The organism is Neisseria sp. DTU_2021_1001991_1_SI_NGA_ILE_055, from assembly GCF_032342915.1.
In the GTDB taxonomy this organism is placed as follows: domain Bacteria; phylum Pseudomonadota; class Gammaproteobacteria; order Burkholderiales; family Neisseriaceae; genus Neisseria.
Genome location: NZ_CP135440.1, coordinates 38,174 through 63,409 on the forward strand (window position 1 = coordinate 38,174; position 25,236 = coordinate 63,409).

Consider the following 25,236-nt stretch of genomic DNA (forward strand, 5'->3'; position numbering starts at 1 on the left):
AATTGTTTACAATATCAGATTAATGCTTTTACGGATAAAAAACACACCATGCAAGTGACTTCAAAATGGATAGACGGAATGTGCTTCGTCGGCACAACGGCAAACGGACACAGCGTTGTGATGGAAGGCGCGGCGGCTGAAGGCGAAGTCAAACGCGGCCCCAGCCCGATGGAAATGCTGTTGTTGGGTGTAGCAGGCTGCTCCAGCATCGATGTGGTGATGATTGCCGAGAAACAACGCCAAAAAATCACCGACTGCCGTGCCGAAGTGACTGCCAAACGCGCCGACACCGCGCCGCGCGTGTTTACCGAAATCCATATCCATTTCAAAGTGTATGGTCGGGATTTGCAGGAAAGCGCGATTGAACGCGCCGTACAGATGTCTGCCGAAAAATATTGCTCCGCATCGATTATGCTGGGCAAAGCGGCAAAAATGAGCCACAGCTTCGAGATCGTCGAAACAGAATAGGGCGGTTTTCAAGGAAAAAGCCGGAGCGTGAAACGGCTACCCACAAAAAAAAGCAGATATATTCACGCATTAACATGAATATATCTGCTTGCTTTTTATTCCTTTTTCTCTCTCTCTATCAGCCTTTATAACTTGGCTTGTTGACCTCATTGTGCAAGTTTCGTTTAACATTGTCAACAATTTTTAATTATATTTTAACCAACCCTGAAATATGCAAGTCTGCAAGTCATTGCGCCTCAACACAAATACTGGGGAAACATTATGGATTACGAAAATAATACCAACGTTGCGCCTGCAACTTCATCGCTTATTTTGGAAGAGCGTCACGATTCCGAGCTTTTTCGCGTGTACGCATTGATTTTGGACGGGATTACCGACCATCTGCTGCTGCCGGGCAAAAAATTGACCGAGTCCGAGCTGTGCCGGCAAATGGTTTGCTCGCGCAATACCGTGCGTGGCGCATTATCGCTTTTGGCGCACGATAAAATCGTCGATTTGCAGCCCAACCGCGGCGCATTTGTCCATGTGCCGGACTTGAAAGAAATGAAAGACGTGTTCAACACGCGTATCGAAATGGAAAGCATGATTTTGAGCGTCCTCATCGATATGCCTGATTTGGAAACGCGCCTGCAACCGCTTTACGCCATGATTGAGCAAGAGGCCGCAGCCTCCGAAAGCGGCGACCGCGTGGGTTGGAACCGCCTGTCCAATGCCTTCCATGTCGAATTGGCGAGGTTGCTGGACAACGACGTCCTGTTTGAAATCATGAATACCTTGTGCGCGCGTTCTTCACTGATTGTGGCCGTTTCCGATCCGCTTCGCAAAGAAAAGCGCACCATTAATTCCAATTCGCACCATGAACACCGCGAAATCCTCGATTTGTTGGTGGCCGGCAAGCGCAACCGTGTGACCAAAGTCATGCGCCGCCACTTGAGCGCGTGCATCGAACGCTTGGAACAAAAACTCGAAATGTAATCGGTTTGACAATAAAAAGGCCGTCTGAAATATTCAGACGGCCATTGGTTTATCCCTGCAAAGCAAAACGCCATGAAACCCAAAATCCAGAGACACGAACATATCCTCACCCTTATCCGCGAACATAACTTCATGACGGTGGAAGAGTTGGCGGCAAATTTGGATGTGACGCCGCAAACCATACGCCGCGATGTGCAGGAATTGAGCGAAACCGGACAGCTCAAACGCTATCACGGCGGCGCGTCTTTGGGCGACGTTTCAGTCGTAACGGCAGGGCAGGAGCGGCGCAACCATCAGCAGCAGGAAAAAAACGCCATTGCCCGGTTGATTGCTTCCACCATTCCCGACAATGCCTCGCTCTTTATCAGCATCGGCACCACCATGGAAGCCGTCGCCGCCGAGTTGGTCAGACAGCGTAAAAACCTGCGGATTATCACCAACAACATCTACGCTGCCTCCATCACTGCGGCGCGTACCGACTACACGGTTATTATCGCTTCCGGCGTGGTCCGCCCCTTGGACGGCGGTATTACCGGCGTGGCGACTGTCGATTTCATCAACCAATTCAAAGTCGACTATGCCATCATGAGCACCCACGGCATAGAAAACGACGGCTCGCTTTTGGATGACGATTACAAGGAAGTCAGCGTCATGCAGGCGATGGTGAACAATGCCCGTGTGCGCTATCTTGGCGTCGACCACAGCAAGTTCAACAGCAATGCCTTGGTCCGACTGGGCGATATCGGCGCATTCGATAAGCTGTTTACCGACCGTCCACCATCCGCCGCCATGCAGAAAACCCTAAACGAGCGCGGCGTGGCGTGGCAGGTTGCCGACCCTGTATCAAAGTAGCCAAGTCGGGTACAATTGAGCCATCATTCCATTCCTTTCAGACGGCCTGATTGAATGCCCGGGCCGTCTGAAAACAGAAAATCATCTTTCCATCAAAGAAATATTATGTTGAATAAAGACCAATTCGCGGACAACCACTTTATCCGCACCATTATCGAAGAAGACCTCAAAAGCGGTAAGCATACAGCCATCCAAACCCGTTTCCCGCCCGAGCCCAACGGCTATTTGCACATCGGCCACGCCAAATCCATCTGCCTGAACTTCGGTTTGGCTTATATTTACGATGGTTTGTGCAACCTGCGTTTCGACGATACCAACCCCGAAAAAGAAAACGACGAATACGTCAACGCCATCAAAGAAGACGTCGAGTGGCTCGGTTTCCATTGGGCGGGCGAGCCGCGTTTCGCTTCCAATTATTTCGACCAGCTTTACGACTACGCCGTCGGTTTAATCAAAGACGGCAAGGCCTATGTCGATGATTTGACGCCCGAAGAAATGCGTGAATATCGCGGTACGCTGACCGAAGCGGGCAAAAACAGTCCTTACCGCGACCGCAGCGTCGAAGAAAACCTCGACCTGTTCACACGCATGAAAAACGGCGAATTCCCCGACGGCAGCAAAACCCTGCGCCTGAAAATCGACATGGCATCAGGCAACATCAATATGCGCGACCCCGTCATCTACCGCATCCGCCGCGCCCATCACCACAACACCGGCGACAAATGGTGCATCTACCCGATGTACGACTACACGCACTGCATTTCCGATGCCATCGAAGGCATCACGCATTCCTTGTGTACGCTCGAATTTGAAGCCCACCGCCCGCTGTACGATTGGGTGTTGGACAACATCCCCGCGCCGCACGCCACACGCCCGCGCCAATACGAGTTTTCCCGTTTAGAGCTTTTGTATTCCATCACCTCCAAACGCAAGCTGAACCAACTGGTTTCAGACGGTCACGTTACCGGCTGGGACGATCCGCGTATGCCGACGATTTCCGGTATGCGCCGCCGCGGCTACACGCCCGAAGGCCTGCGCCTATTTGCCAAACGCGCCGGTATTTCCAAATCTGAAAACATCGTCGATATGAGCGTGTTGGAAGGCGCGATTCGCGAAGAGCTGGAAAACTCCGCACCGCGCCTGATGGCGGTTTTGAATCCGCTCAAAGTGACCCTGACCAACTTTGAAGCCGGCAAAACCCAAAGCCGCCGTGCCGCGTTCCATCCGAACCACGAAGAAATGGGCGATCGCGAAGTGCCTATTTCACAAACCATCTACATCGAAGCCGACGACTTTGCCGAAAATCCGCCCAAAGGCTTCAAACGCCTGATTCCCGGCGGCGAAGTGCGCTTGCGCCACGGCTATGTCATCAAGTGTGATGAAGTAGTAAAAGACGAGGCAGGCAATGTGGTTGAACTCAAGTGCAGCATCGACCACGATACCTTGGGCAAAAATCCCGAAGGCCGAAAAGTCAAAGGCGTGATTCACTGGGTGTCTGCCGAACACGCCGCCGAAATCAAAGTCCGCCTATACGACCGCCTCTTTACCGTCGAGCGTCCCGATGCCGTGCGCGGCGAAGACGGCAACTACCTGCCGTTTACCGATTTCCTTAATCCAGAATCCATCAAGGAAATCACCGCCTACGCCGAGCCTGTCGCAAAAGATTTGCCGGCGGAGAGCCGTTGGCAGTTTGAACGCATCGGCTATTTCGTCACCGACCGCAAAGACCACAGCAAAGACACGCCGGTGTTTAACCGAACGGTCACGCTGAAAGATTCTTGGCAGCCTAAGTAATCTGTTTGTAGTCGCTATATTGAAGGCCGTCTGAAAACGTGAAATCCGGTTTTCAGACGGCCTTTGTCGATAAAAGGAATGAGATGGAACGTTATTCTGTACATTTGAAACTGCTGGGAATGGCGGTGTTGTGGGGCGCGTCTTGGCCGATGGGGCGGATGCTGGGGCAGTCGCTGCCGCCGCTGACGGGCGGGGCGGTTCGGTTTGTCTTGGCTTCGGTTTTGTTGCTGGGCTGGTTGTTTGCGCGCAGCAGGTTCGCGACTTTGGCGGCTTTGTCGGCGCGGCAATGGCTGGGTTTGACGGCGGCTGCTTCCGTCGGCGTGTGCGGCTATGCGGTGTTTTTTATGCTGGGTTTGCAGACTATGCCGGCAGGTAAGGCGGCGGTGGTCGTGGCGGTGAACCCTGTGTTGACGCTGCTGTTGGCAACTTGGTTTTTCGGCGAGCGTTTAAATGCGAAGATTTTGGCGGGTATGCTGCTGGCGGTCGGCGGTGCCATTATGGTGGTAACGCAAGGGCAGCCGTTGACGGTATTGTCGGGCGGCATCAAGGCGGGGGAGTGGCTGATTTTCGGCTGCGTGGTCTGTTGGGCGGCTTATACCTTAATCGGTCGCGCGGTTTTGCGCGGGATAGATGCGCTGACGGTAACGACGGCAACGTCGTTCATTGGTGCGTTGATGTTGTCGGTGGTGGCGTTGTGGACGGACGGAGTGCCGTTTGAGGCGATAGCGGCAATGGATGGGCGCGGTTGGACGGCCTTGGCGTGGCTGGTCATCGGTGCGACGGTATTGGCCTATGCGTGGTATTTCGAAGGCGTGAAGACTTTGGGCGCAGGCAGCGCGGCGGCGTATATTACGCTTGTGCCGATTTTCGGTGTGCTGTCTTCGGCGTGGTTTTTGGGCGAACCGCTGCATATTTCGCTGGTTGCGGGCTGTGCGGCGGCGGTCGGCGGCATGACGCTGATGCGGTACGGGCAAAAGGCCGTCTGAAGTTGGGTAAATACTCGGATTTTGGGCGATGGGGTTGCGATTGCTAAGCTGTTGCCGGCCATAATCTTATTGCAGGGTAAGATTATGGTCTCGGCTCAGTGTTCGATTTAAAAATTTGACACCCTGCCTCCAACTGCCTAAAATTCAACTTTCTCAAAAATCTACCGTATCCTGCGGCACGATTTCATACTTTCAGACGGCCTGTGTGCCATCTCTCTGATACCATCCAAAATATATCAATACTATGCACGTTTCAGAACTCCAAACCCTCCACATTTCCAAACTCTTGGAAATGGCAGAAGAACATGGCATTGAAAACGCCAACCGTTTCCGCAAACAAGACCTCGTTTTTGCCATCGTCCGCCAGATGATGAAGCAGAATGTCAGCTTTACCTGTTCCGGTACACTGGAAATCCTGCCCGACGGCTTCGGTTTCCTGCGCAGCGCAGATACTTCTTATCTTGCCGGTCCTGACGATATTTATGTTTCGCCCACGCAAATCCGCCGCTTCAATCTGCACACCGGCGACACCATCGAAGGCAGCGTGCGCGTGCCGAAAGACAACGAGCGCTATTTCGCGCTTGTCCGCCTCGACACCATCAACGGCGATCCGCCCGAAGTCTGCAAACACAAAATCCTTTTTGAAAACCTTACGCCTTTATTCCCAACCGAACAATTCAAACTTGAGCGCGACATCAAAGCCGAAGAGAATCTGACCGGCCGCGCCATCGACTTGGTTTCCCCGATCGGTAAAGGCCAACGTGCATTGTTGGTTGCGCCGCCTAAAACCGGTAAAACCGTGATGTTGCAAAACATCGCCCACGCCATTACCGCCAATTATCCCGATGTCGAGCTGATTGTCCTGTTGATTGACGAGCGTCCGGAAGAAGTAACCGAAATGAGCCGTTCTGTACGCGGCGAAGTCGTTTCCTCTACGTTTGACGAGCCTGCGCAACGCCATGTACAAGTGGCCGAGATGGTGATTGAAAAAGCCAAACGCATGGTCGAACACAAAAAAGACGTGGTCATCCTGCTGGATTCGATTACCCGTTTGGCGCGCGCCTACAATACCGTCGTGCCGACTTCGGGCAAAATTTTGACCGGCGGTGTCGATGCCAACGCCTTGCACCGTCCGAAACGCTTCTTCGGTGCCGCGCGTAATGTGGAAGAAGGCGGTTCGCTCACTATCATTGCGACAGCGCTTGTTGAAACCGGCAGCCGCATGGACGACGTGATTTACGAAGAGTTCAAAGGTACGGGCAATATGGAATTGCACCTTGACCGCCGTATGGCAGAAAAACGCCTGTTCCCGGCCATCAGCATCAATAAATCCGGTACGCGCCGCGAAGAATTGCTGGTGCCGAACGATCAGTTGCAGCGCATGTGGCTCTTGCGTAAATTCCTCCATCCGATGGACGAAATCGAAGCGACCGAGTTTTTGGTGGGCAAACTCAAAGACTCCAAAAACAATGACGATTTCTTTGAATTGATGCGCGGTAAATAAACATAGGGCCGTCTGAATATGTTTCAGACGGCCTTTGCTTCATTTTAGGAAACGCTTATGAATACCCGAATGAATTGGCAAAACTTATTGTCCACCCAACGCTTCCGTCCCAAAAACGGCGAAATCGTGCCGACCGTTACCCCTTCGACTCAGGAAGGTGCCGATGCTTTGCGTACGGATTTTCACATCGACTACGACCGGGTTGTTTTTTCCGGAGCCTTCCGCCGACTTGGCCGAAAAACGCAAGTGCATCCGCTGGCGCAACATGACTTGACGCACAACCGCCTGACGCACAGCGTTGAAGTTGCCAGCGTGGGCAGGAGCTTGGGCAATCGCGTGGGCGTAATGTTGCACAACGGCGGTTTTCTGCCACAGGGCAATACGCCCAGCGATATTGGTGCCGTGGTGCAGGTTGCCTGTTTGGCGCATGATTTGGGTAATCCGCCGTTTGGTCATACCGGCGAAGATGCTTTGCGCGATTGGTTCAGACGGCCTGAACATCAAATTTATCTGAACACATTAAACGAAGCGGAACGCAACGACATTCAAACCTATGAAGGTAATGCGCATAGCCTGCGTATCGTCGCCAGCCTTGAAATGTATCCCGAGGCGGGCGGAATGCGCCTGACTGCGGCAGCCATCGGCGCATTGTTGAAGTATCCGTGGACAACGCAACATCCGAACGGCAGAAAAAAATTCAATATTTATCAAACCGAGTTGCCGTTTATCCGTCAAGTTGCCGACGAATTGGGGCTGGTTTCCGCAGGAGCAGACAGCTGGGCGCGCCATCCTTTGTCTTATTTGATGGAGGCCGCCGACGATATTTGCTATGCCTTGCTGGACTTGGAAGATGCCGTCGAATTGGATTTGCTCACGGACACGGAAGTAGAAAGTATTTTGTCCGAACTGACCTTTGCCGAAAGCGCGTGGCACGCCAGTTCCAGCCGTCAGCGTTGCGCCATGTTGCGCGGCATTGCGATCGGCAAGGCGATTGATGATGTCGCGCAAACCTTTATGTTGCATCAGTCCGATTTGCTGGATGGAACATTCAAAGGCAAAGACTTGCTTGCTCTGTGCAGCCCGCAAGTGCAAAACACTTTGGCAAAAGCGAAAGAATTGGCGCAAACACGGATTTTCCGCCATCACACCAAACTCTTGACCGAAATCGCCACATTCCCATGTTTAGGCTCCATCTTGGATTTGCTTGTCCCTGCCGCTTATGCCCTGATTGCTGAAAAACAATTGGCAACGCGTCAGTCTTTGGCGTTGGAATTATTGAAAAAGCACAATCCGATTCTTCCTGAAGACAGTCTGTATCAGGCCTATATGAAGATTTTGGATTTTGTCGGTGGCATGACCGATAACTCCGCCGCTAAAATGGCGCAGGATTTGTCAGGAGTAGGGATTTTACGTTAATTTTATATTTTTTAATTTCAATTGGTTAAATAAAAATATAAAAAATATCTGCGAAAAGAGTAGACAGGTTTTAGTAAAGCCTATATTATTCGGTCTTCTTGATTCACAACGCACTAGCGAAGTGATGAGGATGCACCCGTAGCTCAGTTGGATAGAGTATCTGGCTACGAACCAGAGGGTCGGGCGTTCGAATCGCTCCGGGTGCGCCACAAGATTTATCCGCGCCCATCGTCTAGCGGTTAGGACATCGCCCTTTCACGGCGGTAACCGGGGTTCGATTCCCCGTGGGCGTGCCAGTTTTCAAAAAAACGCAATCTGTTTCAGATTGCGTTTTTTTATTGCATTTACTGTTTGTGTTCTAAGGCCGTCTGAAACGCTTAGCAACTCAAGAGGCAGAAGTTTGTAAAATCAATTGCCCAGACTTTTTGTCGTTTCTATGCGTTTTTCAACCTCATTTTACCATTGTCAAAACCCGATTTATTGACAATAGTATTCATCTTAAAAATTCCCAAACCTGAATTTACATGATTTCATATTTATAATTTCTTGATTTTATAAAATAAAAATATTTATTTGAACTTTTCCTAAAAAATGCCGTCTGAGATAAAGACAAGACGGAATATCTCTGTTAATGTGTAAATGTCAGCCGGCGTTTGCCGGTTTTTTATTGAAACCATTTGGGAGTCAATTATGAATATGAATGTTAAATTAATCGTTCCTGCCGTTTTGGCGGCTGTTGCCCTGACTGCATGTAGCAGCGGTTCTAAAGCTAAACCTGAAGCCAAAGCTGCTCCTACTGCGCAACAACAAACTCAAGCTCAGGCTCAACAAGCTCAAGCTCCAGTACCTAATACTTTGAAAGTAGACTCTATCGACGGTACTAAAGAAGTTCACTACAAATGCGGTAAAGACGGCAAAGAGCCTCTGAGCGTCATGTACGGCTTCAAAGGCAACGAAGTTGTTGCTGCACAAGTAAAATACAAAGGCCAAGTCACTGAAAACCTGTTCCGTATCACTGACAGCAGCAAAGATGTAAACGCATTCTGGGGCGGCAACGTTGCTTGGGTTGCTGAAGCAGCTACTGCAGCCAACGTAGACAAAGTTGACGGTAATATGCTGACTGTCCGTGGTACTACCGAAGTAAACGGCAAACAAGAAGTGGTTGATCAAATCCTGACCCGCTTCTGCGCATTGGACAAAGGCGCGAAAGCTGCCGCTAAACCAGCTGCTAAAAAAGCAAAAAAATAATTTTTTACCGACAGCTTTAAACGCTGAGTAAAATAAAACAGGCCGTCTGAAAAGTTTTCAGACGGCCTGTTCTTTTGAGCGGTTTAACCTAAGAACCAGAATTTCAATGCCCACAATACGGCGACAATCCATACCATAGGCGGTACGTCTTGGGTGCGGTTGCACAAGAGCTTGATGAGTGCGTAGCTGATAAAGCCAAACGCAATACCGTCGGCAATCGAGTAGGTAAACGGCATGAAGACGATGGTCAGGAATGCCGGTGCAGCTTCGGTCATGTCGTCCCAATCGATTTCGCGCGCGCTGCGCAACATTTGCGCGCCAACATAGAGCAGGGCGGGAGCGGTAGCGAATGCAGGAATGCTTTGAACCAGCGGCGAGAAAATCAGGCAGGCCAGCATCAGGACGCCGACGGTAACGGCAGTCAGGCCGGTGCGGCCGCCGGCAGAAACACCTGCCGCGCTTTCAACGTAAGGGGTGGTAGAAGACGTACCCAAGGCGGCGCCGGCGACGATGGCGGTTGAGTCGGCAAGCAGGGCGCGTTTCAAACGCGGCAGTTTGCCGTCTTGCAACAGGCCTGCGCGGTGGGAAACGCCGACCAATGTGCCGGTAGAGTCAAACAGGTCAACCAGGAAGAATACAAAAATCACGCTGACCATGCTGACGGTAAACAAGCCTTTGAAGTCCATCTGCATGAAAGTCGGCGCAATGCTTGGGACTTCGCCGACCACGCCTTTGAACTCGCTCAAACCCAAGACGGTGGAGACGGCGGTCAGCGTCAGAATGGTAATGATGATGGAGCCTTTAACGCGGAAATGGCCGAGTGCAACCACCATGACAAAGCCTGCCATCGCCAGCAGGGCGGTAGGTTGGTGGATGTCGCCCAAGCCGACCAATGTGGCAGGATTGGCCACAATCACGCCCGCGCCTTTGAGTGCAATCAATGCCAAGAAGAGGCCGATACCTGCGGCAATCGACATTTTCAAGCCCATAGGCAGGGCGTTGACCAGCATTTCACGCACTTTAAAGAAGCTGAACAGGATAAAAATGATGCCGGAGATGAAAACGGCACCCAAAGCCACACGCCAGTCCACGCCCATGCCTTTGACGACGGCAAAGGTAAAGTAGGCGTTCAAACCCATGCCCGGCGCGAGGGCGATCGGGTAGTTGCCGACAAAGCCCATCACGAAACAGCCGATGGCGGAGGCGATACAGGTGGCCACAAATACTGCGCCCATATCCATGCCGGTTTCGCCCAAAATCAGGGGGTTGACGATGATGATGTAACACATGGCGAGGAAGGTGGTCAAACCGGCCATGATTTCAGTGCGGACGTTGGTCTGATTGGCACTCAGGTTGAACAATCGTTCCAAAACGCTTTGATTTGAAGAACTCATTTAAAAATATTCCTTTTGGGAAAGCCGCTTGCGGGACGGCATCGTCGGATTGGTCTGTAAAAAGTTTGGTTTTTGGCCTTAACTTCTCAACAGATAAGGGAATTTTCGGGCGGTATTATACTGAAAAGCCTTTTGTTCGGGTAATAAAAATACATGAATCAGATAATGCCGGGCCGAACCAAGATAAAGGCCGTCTGAACAGTTTCAGACGGCCTTTGTTTGTGTGTGCTTATACCGGTTTGCCTTTCAGGGAGAAGGTGTAGGCTTCGGTGATTTCCAAATCGATCATTTGGTTGATCATGTCGGGTGTGCCGGTAAAGTTGACCACGCGGTTGTTGGCGGTACGGGCTTGCAGTTGGTCGGGGTCTTTTTTGGAAATGCCTTCGACCAAGCAGCGTTGAACCGTGCCGACCATGGTTTGATTGATGCGCGCGGTTTCGGCTTCGATGACTTCGTTCAAAGCTTCGAGGCGGCGCACTTTTTCTTCGTGCGGCGTGTCGTCGTGCAGGTTGGCGGCAGGCGTACCGGGGCGCGGACTGTAAATAAAGACGAAGCTCAAGTCGAAGGCAATGTCTTTGACCAGTTTCAAGGTTTGCTCGAACTCGCGCTCGGTCTCGCCCGGGAAGCCGACGATAAAGTCGGAACTGAGGCACAAATCAGGACGGATGGCGCGCAGTTTGCGGATGATGGATTTGTATTCCAAGGCGGTATAGCCGCGTTTCATCGCGCTCAATACGCGGTCGGAACCGCTTTGAATCGGCAGGTGCAGGTGGGAAACCAGCTTCGGCAGGTCGCGGTAGCACTCGATAATCGCATCGGTAAATTCGCGCGGATGGCTGGTGGTAAAGCGCAGGCGTTCGATGCCCGGGATTTCGTGGACGATGCGCAACAAAGTGGCAAAGTCGCAGATTTCGCCGTTTTCCATTTCGCCGCGATAGGCATTGACGTTTTGGCCTAAGAGGTTGATTTCTTTAACACCTTGTTGCGCCAAACCGGCAATCTCGGTCAATACATCATTGAGCGGGCGGGAGAATTCTTCGCCGCGGGTATAAGGGACGACGCAGTAAGAGCAGTATTTGGAACAGCCTTCCATAATGGAAATGAATGCCGAGCCGCCTTCTACGTGCGCAGGCGGCAGGTGGTCGAATTTCTCGATTTCGGGGAAGGAAATGTCGATTTGAGACAGGCCGGTGGTTTCTTTATCGACGATGAGTTTGGGCAGGCGGTGCAGCGTTTGCGGACCAAAAACCACGTCCACATACGGAGCGCGTTTGACGATGTTTTCGCCTTCTTGAGAGGCAACGCAGCCGGCAACGCCGATGATGAGGTCGGGATTTTTTTCTTTGAGCGGGCGGACGCGACCCAAGTCGGAGAAGACTTTTTCTTGCGCTTTTTCACGCACGGAGCAGGTGTTGAACAAGATGATGTCGGCGTCGTCAGGTTGGGTAACCTGTTCGATGCCGCCGTGTTCTTCGGCGAGGACGGACAGCATTTTTTCGCTGTCGTACTCGTTCATTTGGCACCCGAAGGTGCGGATAAATACTTTTTTCATGGTTTGTTTTGATTGACTTGCTTGTTGTAAAAGGGTTCAGACGGCCTGTGAATATCCGGGCCGTCTGAAAGTTATTCTTCCGCCTGTTTTTGCGCTTTGGCGTGAGCGGCAAACCTGTCGGCCTCGGCGTCGGTCAGAATCCAGATTTCGCGGACGAGGCGGCTTTCTTCGTTGTATTTGAATGCGACGGCTTTGCCGGTTTGATTCAGCAGGCGGCCCATGGGGATGAAACGGTCGTTTTCATCGTGGATTTTGGTAAAGCGCGTGATTTGCAGTTTGGCCGCATTGCCGTCCACAATGCCTAAGGTCAGTAGGCGCGTCCAAGAAAAACCGCCTTTGCTGACTTTCAGATAAGGCAAATCGACAGTCTTTAAAACGGCCACATCCATATCGTCGGGCAGGCTGCGTTGTGCATGGACGAGGGAGGACGCCAAAAGGGCGAGGCTGAGTATGAATCCGCGTAACATGATGCTTTTCTTTTATTGTTTCAATAGGTCGCGGATTATAGCACAAGCAGGAAAAATGTGGATAGAGTGTTTGTTTTTAAAGAATAATTTTGATTTTGCGCCCGATTCTTATTTTGAAGCTTGGGCCGTCTGAAAAGGATTTGGTGTTAAAATGGCATCAATTTGATTTTCAGACGACCTCTTACGAAAGAATTGACCATGAACCGTAATGAAAGCTTGTTCAACCGCGCCAAAGCCATTATTCCCGGCGGCGTGAACTCTCCTGTGCGCGCATTCGGCAGCGTCGGCGGCGTACCGCGCTTTATCAAAAAGGCAGAAGGTGCGTATGTTTGGGACGAAAACGGCACGCGTTATACCGACTATGTCGGCTCTTGGGGCCCTGCGATTGTCGGCCACTCCCATCCTGAAGTCATTGAAGCTGTGCGCGAGGCGGCATTGGGCGGTTTGTCGTTTGGTGCGCCGACTGAAGGCGAAATTGTCATTGCCGAAGAAATCGCCAAAATCATGCCGTCGGTCGAGCAGCTGCGCCTTGTCAGCTCCGGTACGGAAGCGACGATGACCGCTATCCGTCTGGCACGCGGTTTTACCGGCCGTGACAAAATCATCAAGTTTGAAGGCTGCTACCACGGCCATTCTGACAGCCTGTTGGTTAAAGCAGGCAGCGGTCTGCTGACGTTTGGCAATCCTTCTTCCGCCGGTGTACCTGCCGACTTTACCAAACACACTTTGGTACTCGAATACAACAATATCGCCCAACTGGAAGAAGCCTTTGCCCAAAGTGGCAATGACATCGCCTGTGTGATTTTGGAGCCATTTGTCGGCAATATGAATCTGGTTAGGCCGTCTGAAGCCTTTGTCAAAGCCTTGCGCGAATTGACTGAAAAACACGGTGCCGTATTGATTTACGACGAAGTGATGACCGGTTTCCGCGTGGCGCTGGGCGGCGCGCAATCTTTGCACGGCATCAAACCCGATTTGACCACCATGGGCAAAGTAATCGGCGGCGGTATGCCTTTGGCGGCGTTCGGCGGCCGTAAAGACATTATGGAATGTATTTCTCCGTTGGGCGGCGTGTATCAGGCAGGTACATTGTCCGGCAATCCGATTGCGGTTGCCGCCGGTTTGAAAACGCTGGAAATCATTCAGCGCGAAGGCTTCTATGAAAACCTGACTGCCCTGACCCAACGCCTCGCCAACGGTATTGCCGACGCGGCCAAAGCGCACGGCGTTGAATTTACGGCCGACAGCGTGGGCGGCATGTTCGGCTTGTATTTTGCCAACCATGCACCGCAAAACTACGCCGATATGGCGCGTTCCAATATTGAAGGTTTCAAACATTTCTTCCACGGTATGCTCGACCGCAATGTTGCCTTCGGCCCGTCGGCTTATGAAGCCGGCTTTGTTTCCGCCGCGCATACGCCCGAGCTGATTGACGAAACCATTGCTGCGGCACACGAAGTGTTCAAAGAAATGGCGAAATAAAAGCTGAAGCTGTCATATGAAAAAAGGCCGTCTGAAAAATATTCAGACGGCCTTTCGCTATTTTAAATCAATGCTTGATTATGCTTCTTCAGCTTTGCTGCGGATAATCAGCAGAGGCAGGTGGCTTTGGCGCATTACGGTCTCGGCGAAGCTGCCCATCAGCAGGTGCATCAGACCGGTGCGGCCGTGTGTGCCGAGTACCAGCAGGTCGGCGCCGTTTTCGTCGGCGTAGTCAACCAAGTCTTGAGCCATTTCGCGCGCGCCTTTGTTGGCGACCAACAGGTGTTTCACGATGTTTTCAACGCCGTTTTCACGCGCTGTTTTTTCTGCGAAATCCAAAACTTCGTTACCTTGGGCAACGGCGGCGGCTTCGTAGCTTTCGTGTTGCAGGAATTCAGGCGCCAAAGCCATGTATTCGGCAGGGTTGGCAACGTGAACCAAAGTCAGTTGGGCTTTGTTGAGGCTTGCCAGTTCGGCGGCATGTTTCAATGCATTGAGGGAGGTCTCGCTACCGTCAACGGCTACAACCAGATGTTTGTACATATTCATTCTCCTTTTGCGCCGAGTAGCGGCACTTTCGTTTAATATGAAATCAGAACTTGTCTGAATGTGAAACGATTATAAACTCTTTCGGGCAGGTACAACAGCCCATCTGCTTTCAAGTATAATGTCTGTCCGAATCGCCTGTCGCGTTTTTCATTAATTTATTGATATATCACAAGGTTGCTTATGCAGGACGCCGCTTTTCTTTCTTCGCGCCGCTTTGGCGGCATTGCCAGACTTTACGGAGACGAAGCACTGGTGCGCTTTTCGCGTGCGCATGTGTGCGTGGTCGGCGTCGGCGGCGTCGGCTCGTGGGCGGTGGAGGCATTGGCGAGGAGCGGCATCGGTCGTTTAACGCTGATTGATTTGGACAATGTTGCCGAATCCAATGTCAACCGCCAATTGCACGCCTTGACCGATGATTTCGGTAAGGCAAAAGTTACCGCTTTACGCGAACGCATTGCCCAAATCAATCCGCAATGCGAAGTGACGGAAATTGAAGATTTTGTGACGGAAGACAATCTGGACGAGCTTTTCAGACGGCCTTTTGATTTTGTCATCGACGCCATCGACCAAATCCGTGTCAAGGCGGCGATGGCGGCGTATTTCGTGCAACATAAACAACCGTTTATTATCAGCGGCGGAGCGGGCGGACAGAAGAATCCGGCGTTGATTCAAACCGCCGATTTGAGCCGCGTTACCCACGATCCGCTGCTTTCCAACTTGCGCTACACCTTGCGCAAACGCTACGGCTTTAGCCGCGATACCAAAGAAAAAATGCGCGTGCCTTGCGTTTATTCAACCGAGAATATTACGCCGCCGCAATCCGGCGAAGCGTGTTCGACCGATGCCGCGCCGCAAGGTTTGTCCTGCGCGGGCTATGGGGCGAGTATGCTGGTGACGGCTTCGTTTGGGCTGTATTGCGCGCAGGCTGCGGTGGAGCATATCGCAGGGCGGAAGTGAGGGGTAGGAAATGGGTAAGAGCCGATTTTTTAAAGCCTACTTTATCTCCAGCCTGATTTATGCGGTATGGTTCGGCGTGTTGATGTATGCTGTCGATCCGATGTTTCTCGATGTGATGGAATGCAATACGTTGCCCGGCGATTATTTGTGTGTGCAAAGCGGTTATACCCGCCCGTTCACCACTTTTCTTTATCCGTTTCTGTCCGTTGTGATATTCAGCCTTGTGCACGCCGGTATCATGAAATGGCGCAAATGCCATACGGTTAAAATGATTTGGCTTTTGGTCGGCTGCGAAAGTTTGCTGCTGTTGGCTTTGATAGTGGCGATGCTTGCGAGGGATGGTTTTGTGTTGTCCCGAGATATCAGTTCGGTACTGACGGGTACAGTTTTCGCCAGCCTGCCGCTGTTGGGTATGGCCTTGGCGCAGACCTTTGCCGTCGCCATTGTTTCTTTGCAAATCAATCGTAAAAAACGCTGATTTTTATATTAAAAATGGGTTGTCCTTGTTTCAGACGGCCTGTTGTTGATGAAACTTCTTACTAAACTTAAAAAGAAAAAGACCCTTTAACCATGCCTTCAGAACACCTTATTCCTTCCACTGCCGCAACGCCGTCTGAACATACCGTTGCGTGGGTGTTCGGTCAGCCTGTTACCGATGTGCCGCAGGATTTGTTTATTCCGCCTGATGCGTTGAAGGTGGTATTGAGCAGCTTCCAAGGGCCGTTGGATTTGCTGCTGTACCTTATCCGCAAGCAAAATATCGATGTCCTTGATATTCCGATGGTGAAGATTACCGAGCAGTATCTGCACTATATTGCCCAAATGGAAGCGTATCAGTTTGATTTGGCAGCGGAATACCTGCTGATGGCAGCAATGCTGATTGAAATTAAATCGCGCCTGCTGTTGCCGCGTCCTGAAGAGGTCGAGGATGAAGAGGCGGATCCGCGTGCCGAGTTGGTGCGCCGTCTGTTGGCTTACGAACAGATGAAACTGGCGGCTCAGGGCTTGGACGCATTGCCGCGTGCCGGACGTGATTTCGCTTGGGCATATTTGCCGTTGGAAATTGCGGTCGAAGCGAAGTTGCCGGAAGTGTACGTTGCCGATTTGACGCAGGCTTGGTTGGGTATTTTATCGCGTGCCAAGCATACGCGCAGTCATGAAGTGGTGCGGGAAACCATTTCCGTGCGCGCGCAGATGACGGCGATTTTGCGCCGTTTGAACGAAAGCGGTATCAGCAAGTTCAGCGATTTGTTTAAGCCGGAGCAGGGCGCGACGTATGTGGTGGTCAATTTTATTGCATTGCTGGAACTGGCCAAAGAAGGCTTGGTGCGTATCGTACAGCCGGAAAATTATGGCGAAATCGAAATCAGCCTGAAAGACGGTTTGGAAACAAACGAAGCCGAAATGCTTTCAGACGGCCTTGAAATCGATGAAGCCGATAACGGGTATTTGGAAAAAGAGAATTTAAGATGAATTCGACGACAAGTCGCAGCAAGGCCTCTTTATGGGCGGTGGGTTTGATGCTGTTTGCGCTGTTTTTCGGCGCGGGTAACTTAATTTACCCGGCTTATTTGGGGCAGCAGGCCGGCGAAAACTGGCTTTCGGCAATGTTCGGCTTTCTGCTGACAGGGGCGGGTTTGCCATTATTGGGCGTGATTGCCGTCGGCTATTCTGGCTCGCGTGATGTGGAGGCACTGGCTTCCCGTGTTGCGCCTTGGTACGGCGTGACTTTTGCCACTGCGCTTTATTTGGCAATTGGCCCTCTGTTTGCCATGCCGCGTACGGCGACAGTGTCTTTTGAAACCGCAATTTCCCCTTTCATTGATGAATCTTGGAAAAACATCGCATTGGCCGTATTCAGCCTGGTGTTTTTCGGCATGACTTATTGGCTGTCGATTTCTCCGGGGAAACTGGTTGACCGTATCGGTAAAATCCTTACGCCCGTTTTATTGCTGGCAATTGCAATATTGGTCGGCTATGCCGCTATTAACCCGATGGGTATGCCGCAGACTGCACAAGGCGATTTTGCCGCTCATCCGTTGGTTAAAGGTATTTTGGAAGGCTACGGCACCATGGACGCGCTGGCTTCGCTGGTGTTTGCCATTATCGTCATCGATGCCGTTCGCGCCATGGGCGTGGACAACCGCGCGGATTTGCTGAAGACCACGACGATTTCCGGTGTGTTGGCGGCTTCTTGTTTGGCAGTGGTTTACCTGTTTATCGGCTATATGGGTGCGACAGGCGTGGCCGGTATCGGCTTGCAGGAAAACGGCGCGTCGGTTTTGTCTAAAACCGCACAGCATTATTTCGGTACGGCCGGTATTGTGTTGCTTGGCGTCATGGTGCTGCTGGCTTGTCTGAGTACGGCGGTTGGCTTGATTACTTCATGCGCCGAATATTTCAACCGTCTTTGCCCGGGTATTTCTTATAAAGTCTTTGTAATACTGAATACGGTGGTGTCTATCCTGTTGGCCAATAAAGGCCTGTCAGCGATTTTACAGTTTTCCATCCCAATGCTGATGCTGTTGTATCCGCTGACCATCGTCATCATTCTGCTGGCTTTGACGGATAAACTGTTCGGCGGCGGCCGTATTGTCTATTTCTGCACCATGATGGCGGCCCTTATGGTCGGTTTGCTCGATGCTTATAAGGCCGCGTTTGGATTGGGTGCCGATACCGCTGCCGCCATCGAGCGCGCATTGCCGTTTTACCATATCGGTTTAGGGTGGGTTGTTCCTTCTTTAGCCTGCTTTATACTCGGCTGCATTTTGAATGCGGCGTTGAAGAAAAAAGCGTGACGATAAACAGGCCGTCTGAAATGTTCAGACGGCCTGTTTATTTCGCCGACCAAGCAAACGACAGATGATTTTTTTGAAGAAATCCGTTATAATTGAAAAGTTAAGGCTTTGCGAGATACCGTTTCGCAGATGCAACATATTGAGAAGGTTTATTTCCACAAATCCCGTTTTTTCAGTAAACGACTTGAACTGAAGGCGGATTTCGTGGTATAAATCGCGTTTTACTATTTTAGAAGTTTGGAGACTAACCATGGCACGAGTTTGCAAAGTGACCGGTAAGCGCCCGATGTCTGGCAATAACGTATCACACGCCAACAACAAAACCAAACGTCGTTTTTTGCCTAACTTGCAATCACGTCGTTTCTGGGTAGAAAGTGAAAACCGCTGGGTTCGCCTGCGCGTTTCTAACGCTGCATTGCGCACCATCGATAAAGTAGGCATTGATGTCGTATTGGCTGATTTGCGTGCTCGCGGCGAAGCTTAATTTAAACACCATTAATTAAGGATTACTGCAATGCGCGATAAAATCAAACTGGAGTCCAGCGCTGGTACTGGTCACTTCTACACAACTACTAAAAACAAACGTACTATGCCTGGCAAACTGGAAATCAAAAAATTTGACCCAGTAGCCCGTAAACACGTTATTTACAAAGAAACTAAATTGAAATAATCCGGTTTCTTCCAAGAAAAAGCTCCTGTTTTGCAGGAGCTTTTCTTTTTGTTTTATGATTGGTTTGGAGTGGTCTTGATTTAAACGGGTGGGCAAGATATTTTGGGATTGCTTTGGAAGAGGCAAAAAAAGAGCGTATATCCATTGGGATCACGCTCTTTTGTTTTTCAGACGGCCTGATGGGGGATAAACAGCCTTAAATCATGAATAAACATTCAAAAACGACTTAATGATCAACCTTGATGCCTTGATTGTCGGAATGTTGTTTTTTATCCAGCTCTTTTTGCAAGGTATCGCATGGCGTGTCGCAATCACACATTTTCTTCATACCGAGAGAGGAAATGCCACCGCAGCTGCCTTTGATGGTGCGTTTGGAGAAAATATAGCCGACTGCCATGCCGAGGATGACGATGATAAAGATGCCGAAAGTCAGAAGGAGGGTTTTCATGTGTGTATTCCTGAAGGTTAGTTTAATAATTTCTTGAATGCGCTGGACATTTTAGTATGGTAGCCGCCTTGCGGAGTTCGGATGATAAGGAAAACGGCGAGATTTTCTTGCTCGGCAAGTTTAAGCGCTTCAGTTTCTCCGAGGACGAACAATCCGGTAGAAAGGCCGTCTGCAAGTGTGGCGTTTTCTGCTACTACGCTGATGGAAGCAAGGTTGTGGCTGATGGGTTGTTTGGTTTTGGGGTTGATGATATGGGAAAGGCGACGGCCTGACTTATCGACATGGAAAATGCGGTAGTCGCCGGATGTGGCCAGTGATTTATTGTCCAATGGAATGGTAATTTGAGTGGTGCCGCCTTGAACGATATTGGGCTGCTCGATGCCGATACGCCAAGGGTTGCCTTGCGCATTGCGACCTTTGCCATGCAACTCGCCGCCGATTTCAACCAAATAATTGCCGATATTGAGTTTTTCAAGTTCGGCGGCGGTTTTATCCACGCCGAATCCTTTGGCGATGGAGGATAGGTCTAAATAGACTTCGGGGTGGGTTTTGGCAAGTGTAGGCCGTTGTCCGTCTTGGGAAAGTTTGAGTTTGTCCGTACCGACCATTTCTGAAGCATGTTGGATTTCTTGTGCAGTCGGTTCGTGCGTGATTTCTTTTTGCGGGCCGAATCCCCAAAGGTTGACCAAAGGGCCGACGGTTACGTCCAGTGCGCCGTGCGTCAGTTTGTTTAAACGTAAGGCTTCGCCGGTTACATAGGCAAAGTCTTGGGAAATGGGCATTGCCTGATTGACGGTATGCAGCTGGTTGAATTGGCTGATTTCGGAATCGGTCTGGTAGGTAGACATTTGCCGATTGACTTCTTTAAGCGCGTCATCAATGCGTTTTTGTATTTCGGCAGGGGAGGGGAGTTTGTCTTGGCCGTCTGAAAGGTATTTGACGGTATAGGTCGTGCCCATGGTCTCGCCTTGCAGGGTGATGGTTTGTTGTTGTTTTTCAGGTTGGCAGGCAGAGAGTGTAAATGCGGAAAAGATGGCAACGGTGCAACCGATTATCGGACGGTAAAACGAATTGGAAAGAAACGGCATAAGGGATTTGCGGATTATTTTTTGAAGCCTTTATTGTATCGTAAAAGAAAGGTTCAGGCCGTCTGAAAGTATGATTTTCAGACGGCCTGGCAATAAAAAAGGAAGAAACCGAAGTCTCTTCCTTTTTGTCTGTTAACCGCCGAAATCGTCCAAGAGGATGTTTTCGTCTTCCACGCCCAAATCTTTGAGCATTTTGATCACGGACTGGTTCATGATTGGAGGGCCGCACATGTAGAATTCGCAGTCTTCCGGTGCTTCATGGTTTTTTAGGTGGTTTTCGTAAACCACGTTGTGGATGAAGCCTGTGTAACCGTCCCAGTTGTCTTCAGGCAATGGGTCGGACAAGGCAACGTGCCATGTGAAGTTCGGGAATTCTGCTGCGAGTTGGTCGAAGTCTTCGACATAGAACATCTCGCGTTTAGAACGTGCACCATACCAGAAGGTAATCTTACGTTTGGAGTTCAAACGTTTCAGCTGGTCGAAAATGTGGGAACGCATCGGCGCCATACCTGCACCGCCGCCGATAAATACCATTTCGGCATCGGTATCTTTGGCAAAGAATTCGCCAAACGGACCGGAAATCGTTACTTTATCACCGGGTTTGAGCGACCAGATGTAGGACGACATTTGTCCCGGAGGCGCATCAGGTACGCGCGGAGGCGGTGTGGCGATACGCACGTTCAGCATGATGATGCCTTTCTCTTCTGGATATGAAGCCATAGAGTAAGCGCGCAAAATCGGCTCGTCCACTTTGGAAACGTATTGCCATAGATTGTATTTGTCCCAGTCTTCGTGGTATTCCTTAGGAATATCGAAGTCTTTGTAGGCAACAGTGTGAGGAGGGGCTTCAATTTGGATGTAGCCGCCGGCGCGGAAGGGAACTTCTTCGCCTTCGGGAATGGCAAGTTTGAGTTCTTTAATGAACGTGGCTTTGTTGTCATTGGAGATGACAGTACATTCCCATTTTTTCACGCCGAACACTTCTTCCGGTACTTCGATGTCCATGTCGGTTTTGACGTTGACCTGACAAGACAGACGGCAGCCTTCGCGTGCTTCGCGTTTGCTGATGTGGGACAACTCGGTCGGCAGAATGTCGCCGCCGCCGCTTTTCACGACAACGCGGCACTGACCGCATGAGCCGCCGCCACCGCAGGCGGAAGGAACGAAGATACCTTGGCTGGCAAGCGCACCCAGCAGTTTGCCGCCGGCAGGCATCGTCAGCTCTTTTTCGTTATTGACTTTGATAGTGATGTCGCCTTCGCTCACCAACTTGGATTTGGCAAACAGAATCATCAGTGCCAAAACCAAGACGATGACGGTAAACATCACGATACCTAAAATAATCTCCATGCCGATTCCTTTCTTATAACTGGATGCCGGAGAACGACATAAACGCCATTGCCATCAGGCCAGCAGCGATAAAGGTAATGCCCAAGCCTTTGAGGCCTTTAGGGACATCCGAATATTTCATTTTTTCGGTAATGCCCGCCAAAGCGACAATAGCCAAAAGCCAGCCCAAGCCTGCGCCGAAACCGTATACAACGGACTCGCCGAAGTTGTATTCGCGTTGCGCCATAAACGATACGGCACCGAAAATCGCGCAGTTTACGGTAATCAGGGGCAGGTAGATACCCAATGCGTTGTAGAGGGCAGGGACGAATTTGTCCAAGAACATTTCCAGAATCTGCACCAAAGCAGCAATCACGCCGATGAAGGTGATGAATTTCAGGAAGGTCAGGTCCACGCCTTCAACCAGTGCGCCGTCTTTCAACAGCGAATAAACAAGTTGGTTGGCTGGGACGGACAGGCCGAGTACGAAAGTGACGGCAACGCCCAAACCGAATGCAGTGGATACTTTTTTAGATACCGCCAAAAATGTACACATCCCCAAGAAGAAGGAAAGTGCCATGTTTTCCAGAAAGACGGATTTTACAAAGAGGCTTAAGTAATGTTCCATGTGTTATTTCTCCGCCTGTTCAGGTTTCCAAGTGCGCAGACCCCATACCAAGAAACCGATGATGAAGAACGCGCTAGGGGCGAGCAGGAACAAGCCGTTGGTTTGATACCAGCCGCCATCTTGTACGGTTTGGAAAATGGTGTAGCCAAAGAGCTTGCCTGAGCCGATCAGTTCGCGGATGGTTGCGATGATGATCAACATCATGCCGTAACCTGCGCCGTTGCCGATACCGTCAACCAAGCTCTCCAAAGGAGGCTCTTTCATGGCGAATGCTTCGGCACGGCCCATCACGATACAGTTGGTAATAATCAGGCCGACGAATACGGACAGCTGTTTGGACAGTTCATAGGCAAAGGCCTGAAGCAGTTGGTCAACCAGCGTTACCAAAGAGGCAACAATCGCCATTTGCACAATAATACGGATGCTGTTGGGGATGTAGTTGCGTACCAATGAGATGAAAAAGCTGGAAAAACCGGTTACCAAACTCACAGAAATACCCATCACGATGGCCGTCTGAAGCTTGGTGGTAACTGCCAAAGCCGAACAAATACCCAAAACCTGCAAGGCAATCGGGTTGTTGTCGATAAAGGGTGAAAACATCAAATATTTCAAGCGTTTCATGTCAGCCATTATTGTGCTCCTGCTGATTTCAATTTGTTCAGGTAGGGGATATAGCCGTTTTCGCCGAACCAGTAGGCGAACGAACCTTGCACGCCTTTAGATGTCAGCGATGCGCCGGAGAGGGCATCTACGCCGTGTTCTTTGTCCGAACTTGCGCCTTTGCCGACATGCAGGGCGAGTTTGCCTTGTTCGTCAAACAGTTTTTTGCCGACGAATTTTTGTTGCCACAACGGATTGCCGATTTCGCCGCCCAAGCCCGGGGTTTCGCCTTGGTCGTAGTAAGTGATGCCGTTGATGGTGTTGCCGTCGGGTTGGATGGCGACAAAGCCGTACATAACAGACCACAAACCGTTACCGTGCATAGGCAGGATGATTTGGCTGACTTTGCCGTCATCGCCTTTTACCAGATAAACCTCGGTGTATTTGGCACGGCTCTTGATACCTGCCAAATCGTCTTCGGGTTTGATTTGGATGCTTTGGGCAGGGTCTTTGCCTGCGATGCGCGCGCTGAAGTCTTTCGGCGCATCTTTCACGTATTCGCCGGTTGCCAAATCGACAACGCGTTGCTCGATACGCTCGGCAAAGGTTTTGCTGATGTCGGTGTTTTTATCCATCAAACCGGCTACACTCAAGATATAGCCTTGTTTGTCTTGGAGTTTTTGTTTCTCTTGGATGGGTTTCAAGCCGACGACCGCACCGGCAACGATGATGGAACAAATCAGGCTGACAACCAATACCACAATCAGCGTGCCACTGAAGCTGTCTTTATCGAATTTCTTAGCCATTGCTGCGCGCCTTTCTGCGTTTGATGTTCGCTTGTGCGACGAAATAGTCGAAAATCGGGGCAAACAGGTTGGCAAACAGAATTGCCAACATCATGCCTTCGGGGTAAGCAGGGTTGACCACGCGGATCAATACGCACATCACACCAATCAGCGCGCCGTACCACCATTTGCCGACATTGGTAAAGGAAGCGGAAACAGGGTCGGTCGCCATAAACAGCATACCAATGGCAAAGCCACCGACAACCAGATGCCAATACCAAGGCATGCTGAACATCGGATTGGTGTCCGAACCGATAAAGTTAAACAGCGAAGACATGGCAATCATACCGATCATCACGCCGGCAATAATGCGCCAAGAAGCGATGCGGGCAAACACGATAAACGCGCCGCCGATTAAAAGCGCCAAAGTGGATACTTCGCCGATAGAGCCGGGCAGATTACCGATAAACGCATCCATCCAAGTGATGGATTTACCGGTAACGGCATTTTGCAGGCCGTCTGCACCGTGTGCCGCCCATTGAGCCAGCGCGGTTGCGCCGGAATAGCCGTCAACCGCCGTCCAAACGGTGTCGCCGGTAATATTGGCAGGATAGGCGAAGAACAAGAAGGCACGGCCTGCCAGCGCAGGGTTCATAAAGTTTTTACCCGTACCGCCGAATACCTCTTTTGCAACCACCACGCCGAAGGTAATACCCAAGGCAGCCTGCCACAGCGGCAGGGTAGGCGGAACGATTAAGGCGAACAAAATCGAAGTCACGAAGAAACCTTCGTTGATTTCGTGTTTACGCACGGTGGCGAACAAAACTTCCCAGAAGCCGCCCACGACAAATACAGTCGCGTAAATAGGCAGGAAGTAAATCGCGCCGAACAGCATTTTGCCCAACACGCCCGCTTCAGACGACATATTGATGCCCAAAGCGTTGGCAAGGGCGTAATGCCAGTCGTTGGCGATGTTTTGTTGCAACAAATCGGGCGTTAACGCACCGAATGCCTGTACACCAACGTTGTACATGCCGTAGAACATGGCAGGGAACAGAGCCAGCCACACCAAAATCATCATGCGTTTGGAGTCGAGCGCGTCGCGGACGTGTGCCGCTTTGCGCGTTACCGCGCCGGATGTGTAGAAAATCGTCGCCGCAGCTTCGTAGAGGGCATACCATTTTTCATGTTTGCCGCCCGGCAGGAAGTGCGGTTCGATTTTTTCAAGAAAATGTTTCAAGCCCAT

26 protein-coding genes and 2 tRNA genes are annotated in these 25,236 nt (G+C 50.9%); 17 read left to right on the forward strand and 11 right to left on the reverse strand.

Annotated features, from left to right (window positions below):
* Window positions 1–48 precede the first annotated feature (48 nt).
* The 10 genes from RRV97_RS00170 (at window position 49) to RRV97_RS00215 (ending at window position 9,243) form a co-directional block, all read left to right on the forward strand.
* The gene (locus RRV97_RS00170) at window positions 49–468 is read left to right on the forward strand and encodes an OsmC family protein (protein ID WP_003679886.1); all 420 of its coding nucleotides are present in this window, start codon (window positions 49–51) and stop codon (window positions 466–468) included.
* A gap of 261 nt (window positions 469–729) precedes the next feature.
* Window positions 730–1,443: a GntR family transcriptional regulator gene (locus RRV97_RS00175; RefSeq protein ID WP_049348122.1), complete on the forward strand. Its 714-nt coding sequence runs from the start codon at window positions 730–732 to the stop codon at window positions 1,441–1,443.
* Between the two features lie 72 nt (window positions 1,444–1,515).
* Window positions 1,516–2,295 (forward strand): DeoR/GlpR family DNA-binding transcription regulator, encoded by a 780-nt coding sequence (locus RRV97_RS00180; RefSeq protein ID WP_315039666.1) that lies wholly within the window; start codon window positions 1,516–1,518, stop codon window positions 2,293–2,295.
* Between the two features lie 105 nt (window positions 2,296–2,400).
* Entirely contained in the window at window positions 2,401–4,089 is a 1,689-nt protein-coding gene (locus RRV97_RS00185) for a glutamine--tRNA ligase/YqeY domain fusion protein (RefSeq protein ID WP_315611605.1), read from the forward strand.
* A gap of 83 nt (window positions 4,090–4,172) precedes the next feature.
* On the forward strand, window positions 4,173–5,075 hold the full coding sequence (locus RRV97_RS00190) for a DMT family transporter (protein WP_315611606.1): 903 nt from the start codon (window positions 4,173–4,175) through the stop codon (window positions 5,073–5,075).
* Window positions 5,076–5,319: 244 nt separating this feature from the next.
* Window positions 5,320–6,579, forward strand: a complete 1,260-nt coding sequence (gene rho, locus RRV97_RS00195; protein ID WP_003748836.1) for a transcription termination factor Rho — start codon at window positions 5,320–5,322, stop codon at window positions 6,577–6,579.
* Between the two features lie 57 nt (window positions 6,580–6,636).
* Window positions 6,637–7,995: a deoxyguanosinetriphosphate triphosphohydrolase gene (locus RRV97_RS00200; RefSeq protein ID WP_049348127.1), complete on the forward strand. Its 1,359-nt coding sequence runs from the start codon at window positions 6,637–6,639 to the stop codon at window positions 7,993–7,995.
* 132 nt (window positions 7,996–8,127) lie between these two features.
* Window positions 8,128–8,204, forward strand: a tRNA-Arg gene (locus tag RRV97_RS00205).
* A 12-nt stretch (window positions 8,205–8,216) separates the two neighbouring features.
* Window positions 8,217–8,291: transfer RNA gene (locus RRV97_RS00210), tRNA-Glu, on the forward strand.
* A gap of 394 nt (window positions 8,292–8,685) precedes the next feature.
* The gene (locus tag RRV97_RS00215; RefSeq protein ID WP_315611607.1) at window positions 8,686–9,243 is read left to right on the forward strand and encodes a hypothetical protein; all 558 of its coding nucleotides are present in this window, start codon (window positions 8,686–8,688) and stop codon (window positions 9,241–9,243) included.
* A gap of 83 nt (window positions 9,244–9,326) precedes the next feature.
* Here the strand turns inward: RRV97_RS00215 and RRV97_RS00220 are convergent, their stop codons facing one another.
* The 3 genes from RRV97_RS00220 to RRV97_RS00230 form a co-directional block, all read right to left on the reverse strand.
* Window positions 9,327–10,637, reverse strand: a complete 1,311-nt coding sequence (locus RRV97_RS00220; protein ID WP_049333916.1) for an NCS2 family permease — start codon at window positions 10,635–10,637, stop codon at window positions 9,327–9,329.
* Window positions 10,638–10,866: 229 nt separating this feature from the next.
* Window positions 10,867–12,189, reverse strand: a complete 1,323-nt coding sequence (gene miaB, locus RRV97_RS00225; protein ID WP_315611608.1) for a tRNA (N6-isopentenyl adenosine(37)-C2)-methylthiotransferase MiaB — start codon at window positions 12,187–12,189, stop codon at window positions 10,867–10,869.
* Window positions 12,190–12,260: 71 nt separating this feature from the next.
* The gene (locus RRV97_RS00230; protein WP_004519559.1) at window positions 12,261–12,656 is read right to left on the reverse strand and encodes a hypothetical protein; all 396 of its coding nucleotides are present in this window, start codon (window positions 12,654–12,656) and stop codon (window positions 12,261–12,263) included.
* Between the two features lie 198 nt (window positions 12,657–12,854).
* Here RRV97_RS00230 and hemL point away from each other — a divergent pair, with 198 nt between their 5' ends.
* The gene (gene hemL, locus RRV97_RS00235; protein ID WP_315611609.1) at window positions 12,855–14,138 is read left to right on the forward strand and encodes a glutamate-1-semialdehyde 2,1-aminomutase; all 1,284 of its coding nucleotides are present in this window, start codon (window positions 12,855–12,857) and stop codon (window positions 14,136–14,138) included.
* Window positions 14,139–14,216: 78 nt separating this feature from the next.
* Here hemL and RRV97_RS00240 read toward each other — a convergent pair whose 3' ends face one another.
* Complete coding sequence (locus RRV97_RS00240; protein ID WP_003748822.1) at window positions 14,217–14,681, reverse strand: universal stress protein; 465 nt, start codon at window positions 14,679–14,681, stop codon at window positions 14,217–14,219.
* Window positions 14,682–14,867: 186 nt separating this feature from the next.
* Here RRV97_RS00240 and RRV97_RS00245 point away from each other — a divergent pair, with 186 nt between their 5' ends.
* From RRV97_RS00245 to rpmG, 6 genes are all read left to right on the forward strand, one after another.
* Entirely contained in the window at window positions 14,868–15,644 is a 777-nt protein-coding gene (locus RRV97_RS00245; protein ID WP_315092936.1) for a tRNA threonylcarbamoyladenosine dehydratase, read from the forward strand.
* A gap of 10 nt (window positions 15,645–15,654) precedes the next feature.
* A complete protein-coding gene (locus RRV97_RS00250; protein WP_315611610.1) occupies window positions 15,655–16,122 on the forward strand; it encodes a hypothetical protein in 468 nt (155 codons plus the stop codon).
* Window positions 16,123–16,214: 92 nt separating this feature from the next.
* Window positions 16,215–17,117, forward strand: coding sequence for a ScpA family protein (locus RRV97_RS00255; RefSeq protein ID WP_315611611.1), 903 nt, complete (start codon window positions 16,215–16,217; stop codon window positions 17,115–17,117).
* Window positions 17,114–18,442, forward strand: coding sequence for a branched-chain amino acid transport system II carrier protein (brnQ, locus tag RRV97_RS00260; RefSeq protein WP_315611612.1), 1,329 nt, complete (start codon window positions 17,114–17,116; stop codon window positions 18,440–18,442). Before RRV97_RS00255 ends, brnQ begins: the two co-directional genes overlap by 4 nt.
* A 250-nt stretch (window positions 18,443–18,692) precedes the next feature.
* Window positions 18,693–18,926, forward strand: coding sequence for a 50S ribosomal protein L28 (gene rpmB / locus RRV97_RS00265; protein ID WP_002216391.1), 234 nt, complete (start codon window positions 18,693–18,695; stop codon window positions 18,924–18,926).
* Between the two features lie 30 nt (window positions 18,927–18,956).
* Window positions 18,957–19,112, forward strand: a complete 156-nt coding sequence (gene rpmG, locus RRV97_RS00270) for a 50S ribosomal protein L33 (RefSeq protein WP_003684373.1) — start codon at window positions 18,957–18,959, stop codon at window positions 19,110–19,112.
* Between the two features lie 226 nt (window positions 19,113–19,338).
* Here rpmG and nqrM read toward each other — a convergent pair whose 3' ends face one another.
* The 7 genes from nqrM to RRV97_RS00305 all read right to left on the reverse strand — a co-directional run bounded on the left by nqrM (window position 19,339) and on the right by RRV97_RS00305 (window position 25,236).
* Window positions 19,339–19,560 (reverse strand): (Na+)-NQR maturation NqrM, encoded by a 222-nt coding sequence (gene nqrM, locus RRV97_RS00275; protein ID WP_003680888.1) that lies wholly within the window; start codon window positions 19,558–19,560, stop codon window positions 19,339–19,341.
* 17 nt (window positions 19,561–19,577) lie between these two features.
* Entirely contained in the window at window positions 19,578–20,648 is a 1,071-nt protein-coding gene (locus RRV97_RS00280; protein WP_315611613.1) for an FAD:protein FMN transferase, read from the reverse strand.
* 132 nt (window positions 20,649–20,780) lie between these two features.
* Window positions 20,781–21,998: an NADH:ubiquinone reductase (Na(+)-transporting) subunit F gene (gene nqrF, locus RRV97_RS00285; protein ID WP_049352532.1), complete on the reverse strand. Its 1,218-nt coding sequence runs from the start codon at window positions 21,996–21,998 to the stop codon at window positions 20,781–20,783.
* A 13-nt stretch (window positions 21,999–22,011) separates the two neighbouring features.
* On the reverse strand, window positions 22,012–22,605 hold the full coding sequence (nqrE, locus tag RRV97_RS00290) for an NADH:ubiquinone reductase (Na(+)-transporting) subunit E (RefSeq protein WP_003684365.1): 594 nt from the start codon (window positions 22,603–22,605) through the stop codon (window positions 22,012–22,014).
* A 3-nt stretch (window positions 22,606–22,608) separates the two neighbouring features.
* Entirely contained in the window at window positions 22,609–23,235 is a 627-nt protein-coding gene (locus RRV97_RS00295; RefSeq protein WP_036493003.1) for an NADH:ubiquinone reductase (Na(+)-transporting) subunit D, read from the reverse strand.
* Window positions 23,235–24,011: a Na(+)-translocating NADH-quinone reductase subunit C gene (locus RRV97_RS00300; protein ID WP_003748805.1), complete on the reverse strand. Its 777-nt coding sequence runs from the start codon at window positions 24,009–24,011 to the stop codon at window positions 23,235–23,237. Before RRV97_RS00300 ends, RRV97_RS00295 begins: the two co-directional genes overlap by 1 nt.
* Window positions 24,004–25,236, reverse strand: coding sequence for an NADH:ubiquinone reductase (Na(+)-transporting) subunit B (locus RRV97_RS00305; protein WP_315611614.1), 1,233 nt, complete (start codon window positions 25,234–25,236; stop codon window positions 24,004–24,006). Before RRV97_RS00305 ends, RRV97_RS00300 begins: the two co-directional genes overlap by 8 nt.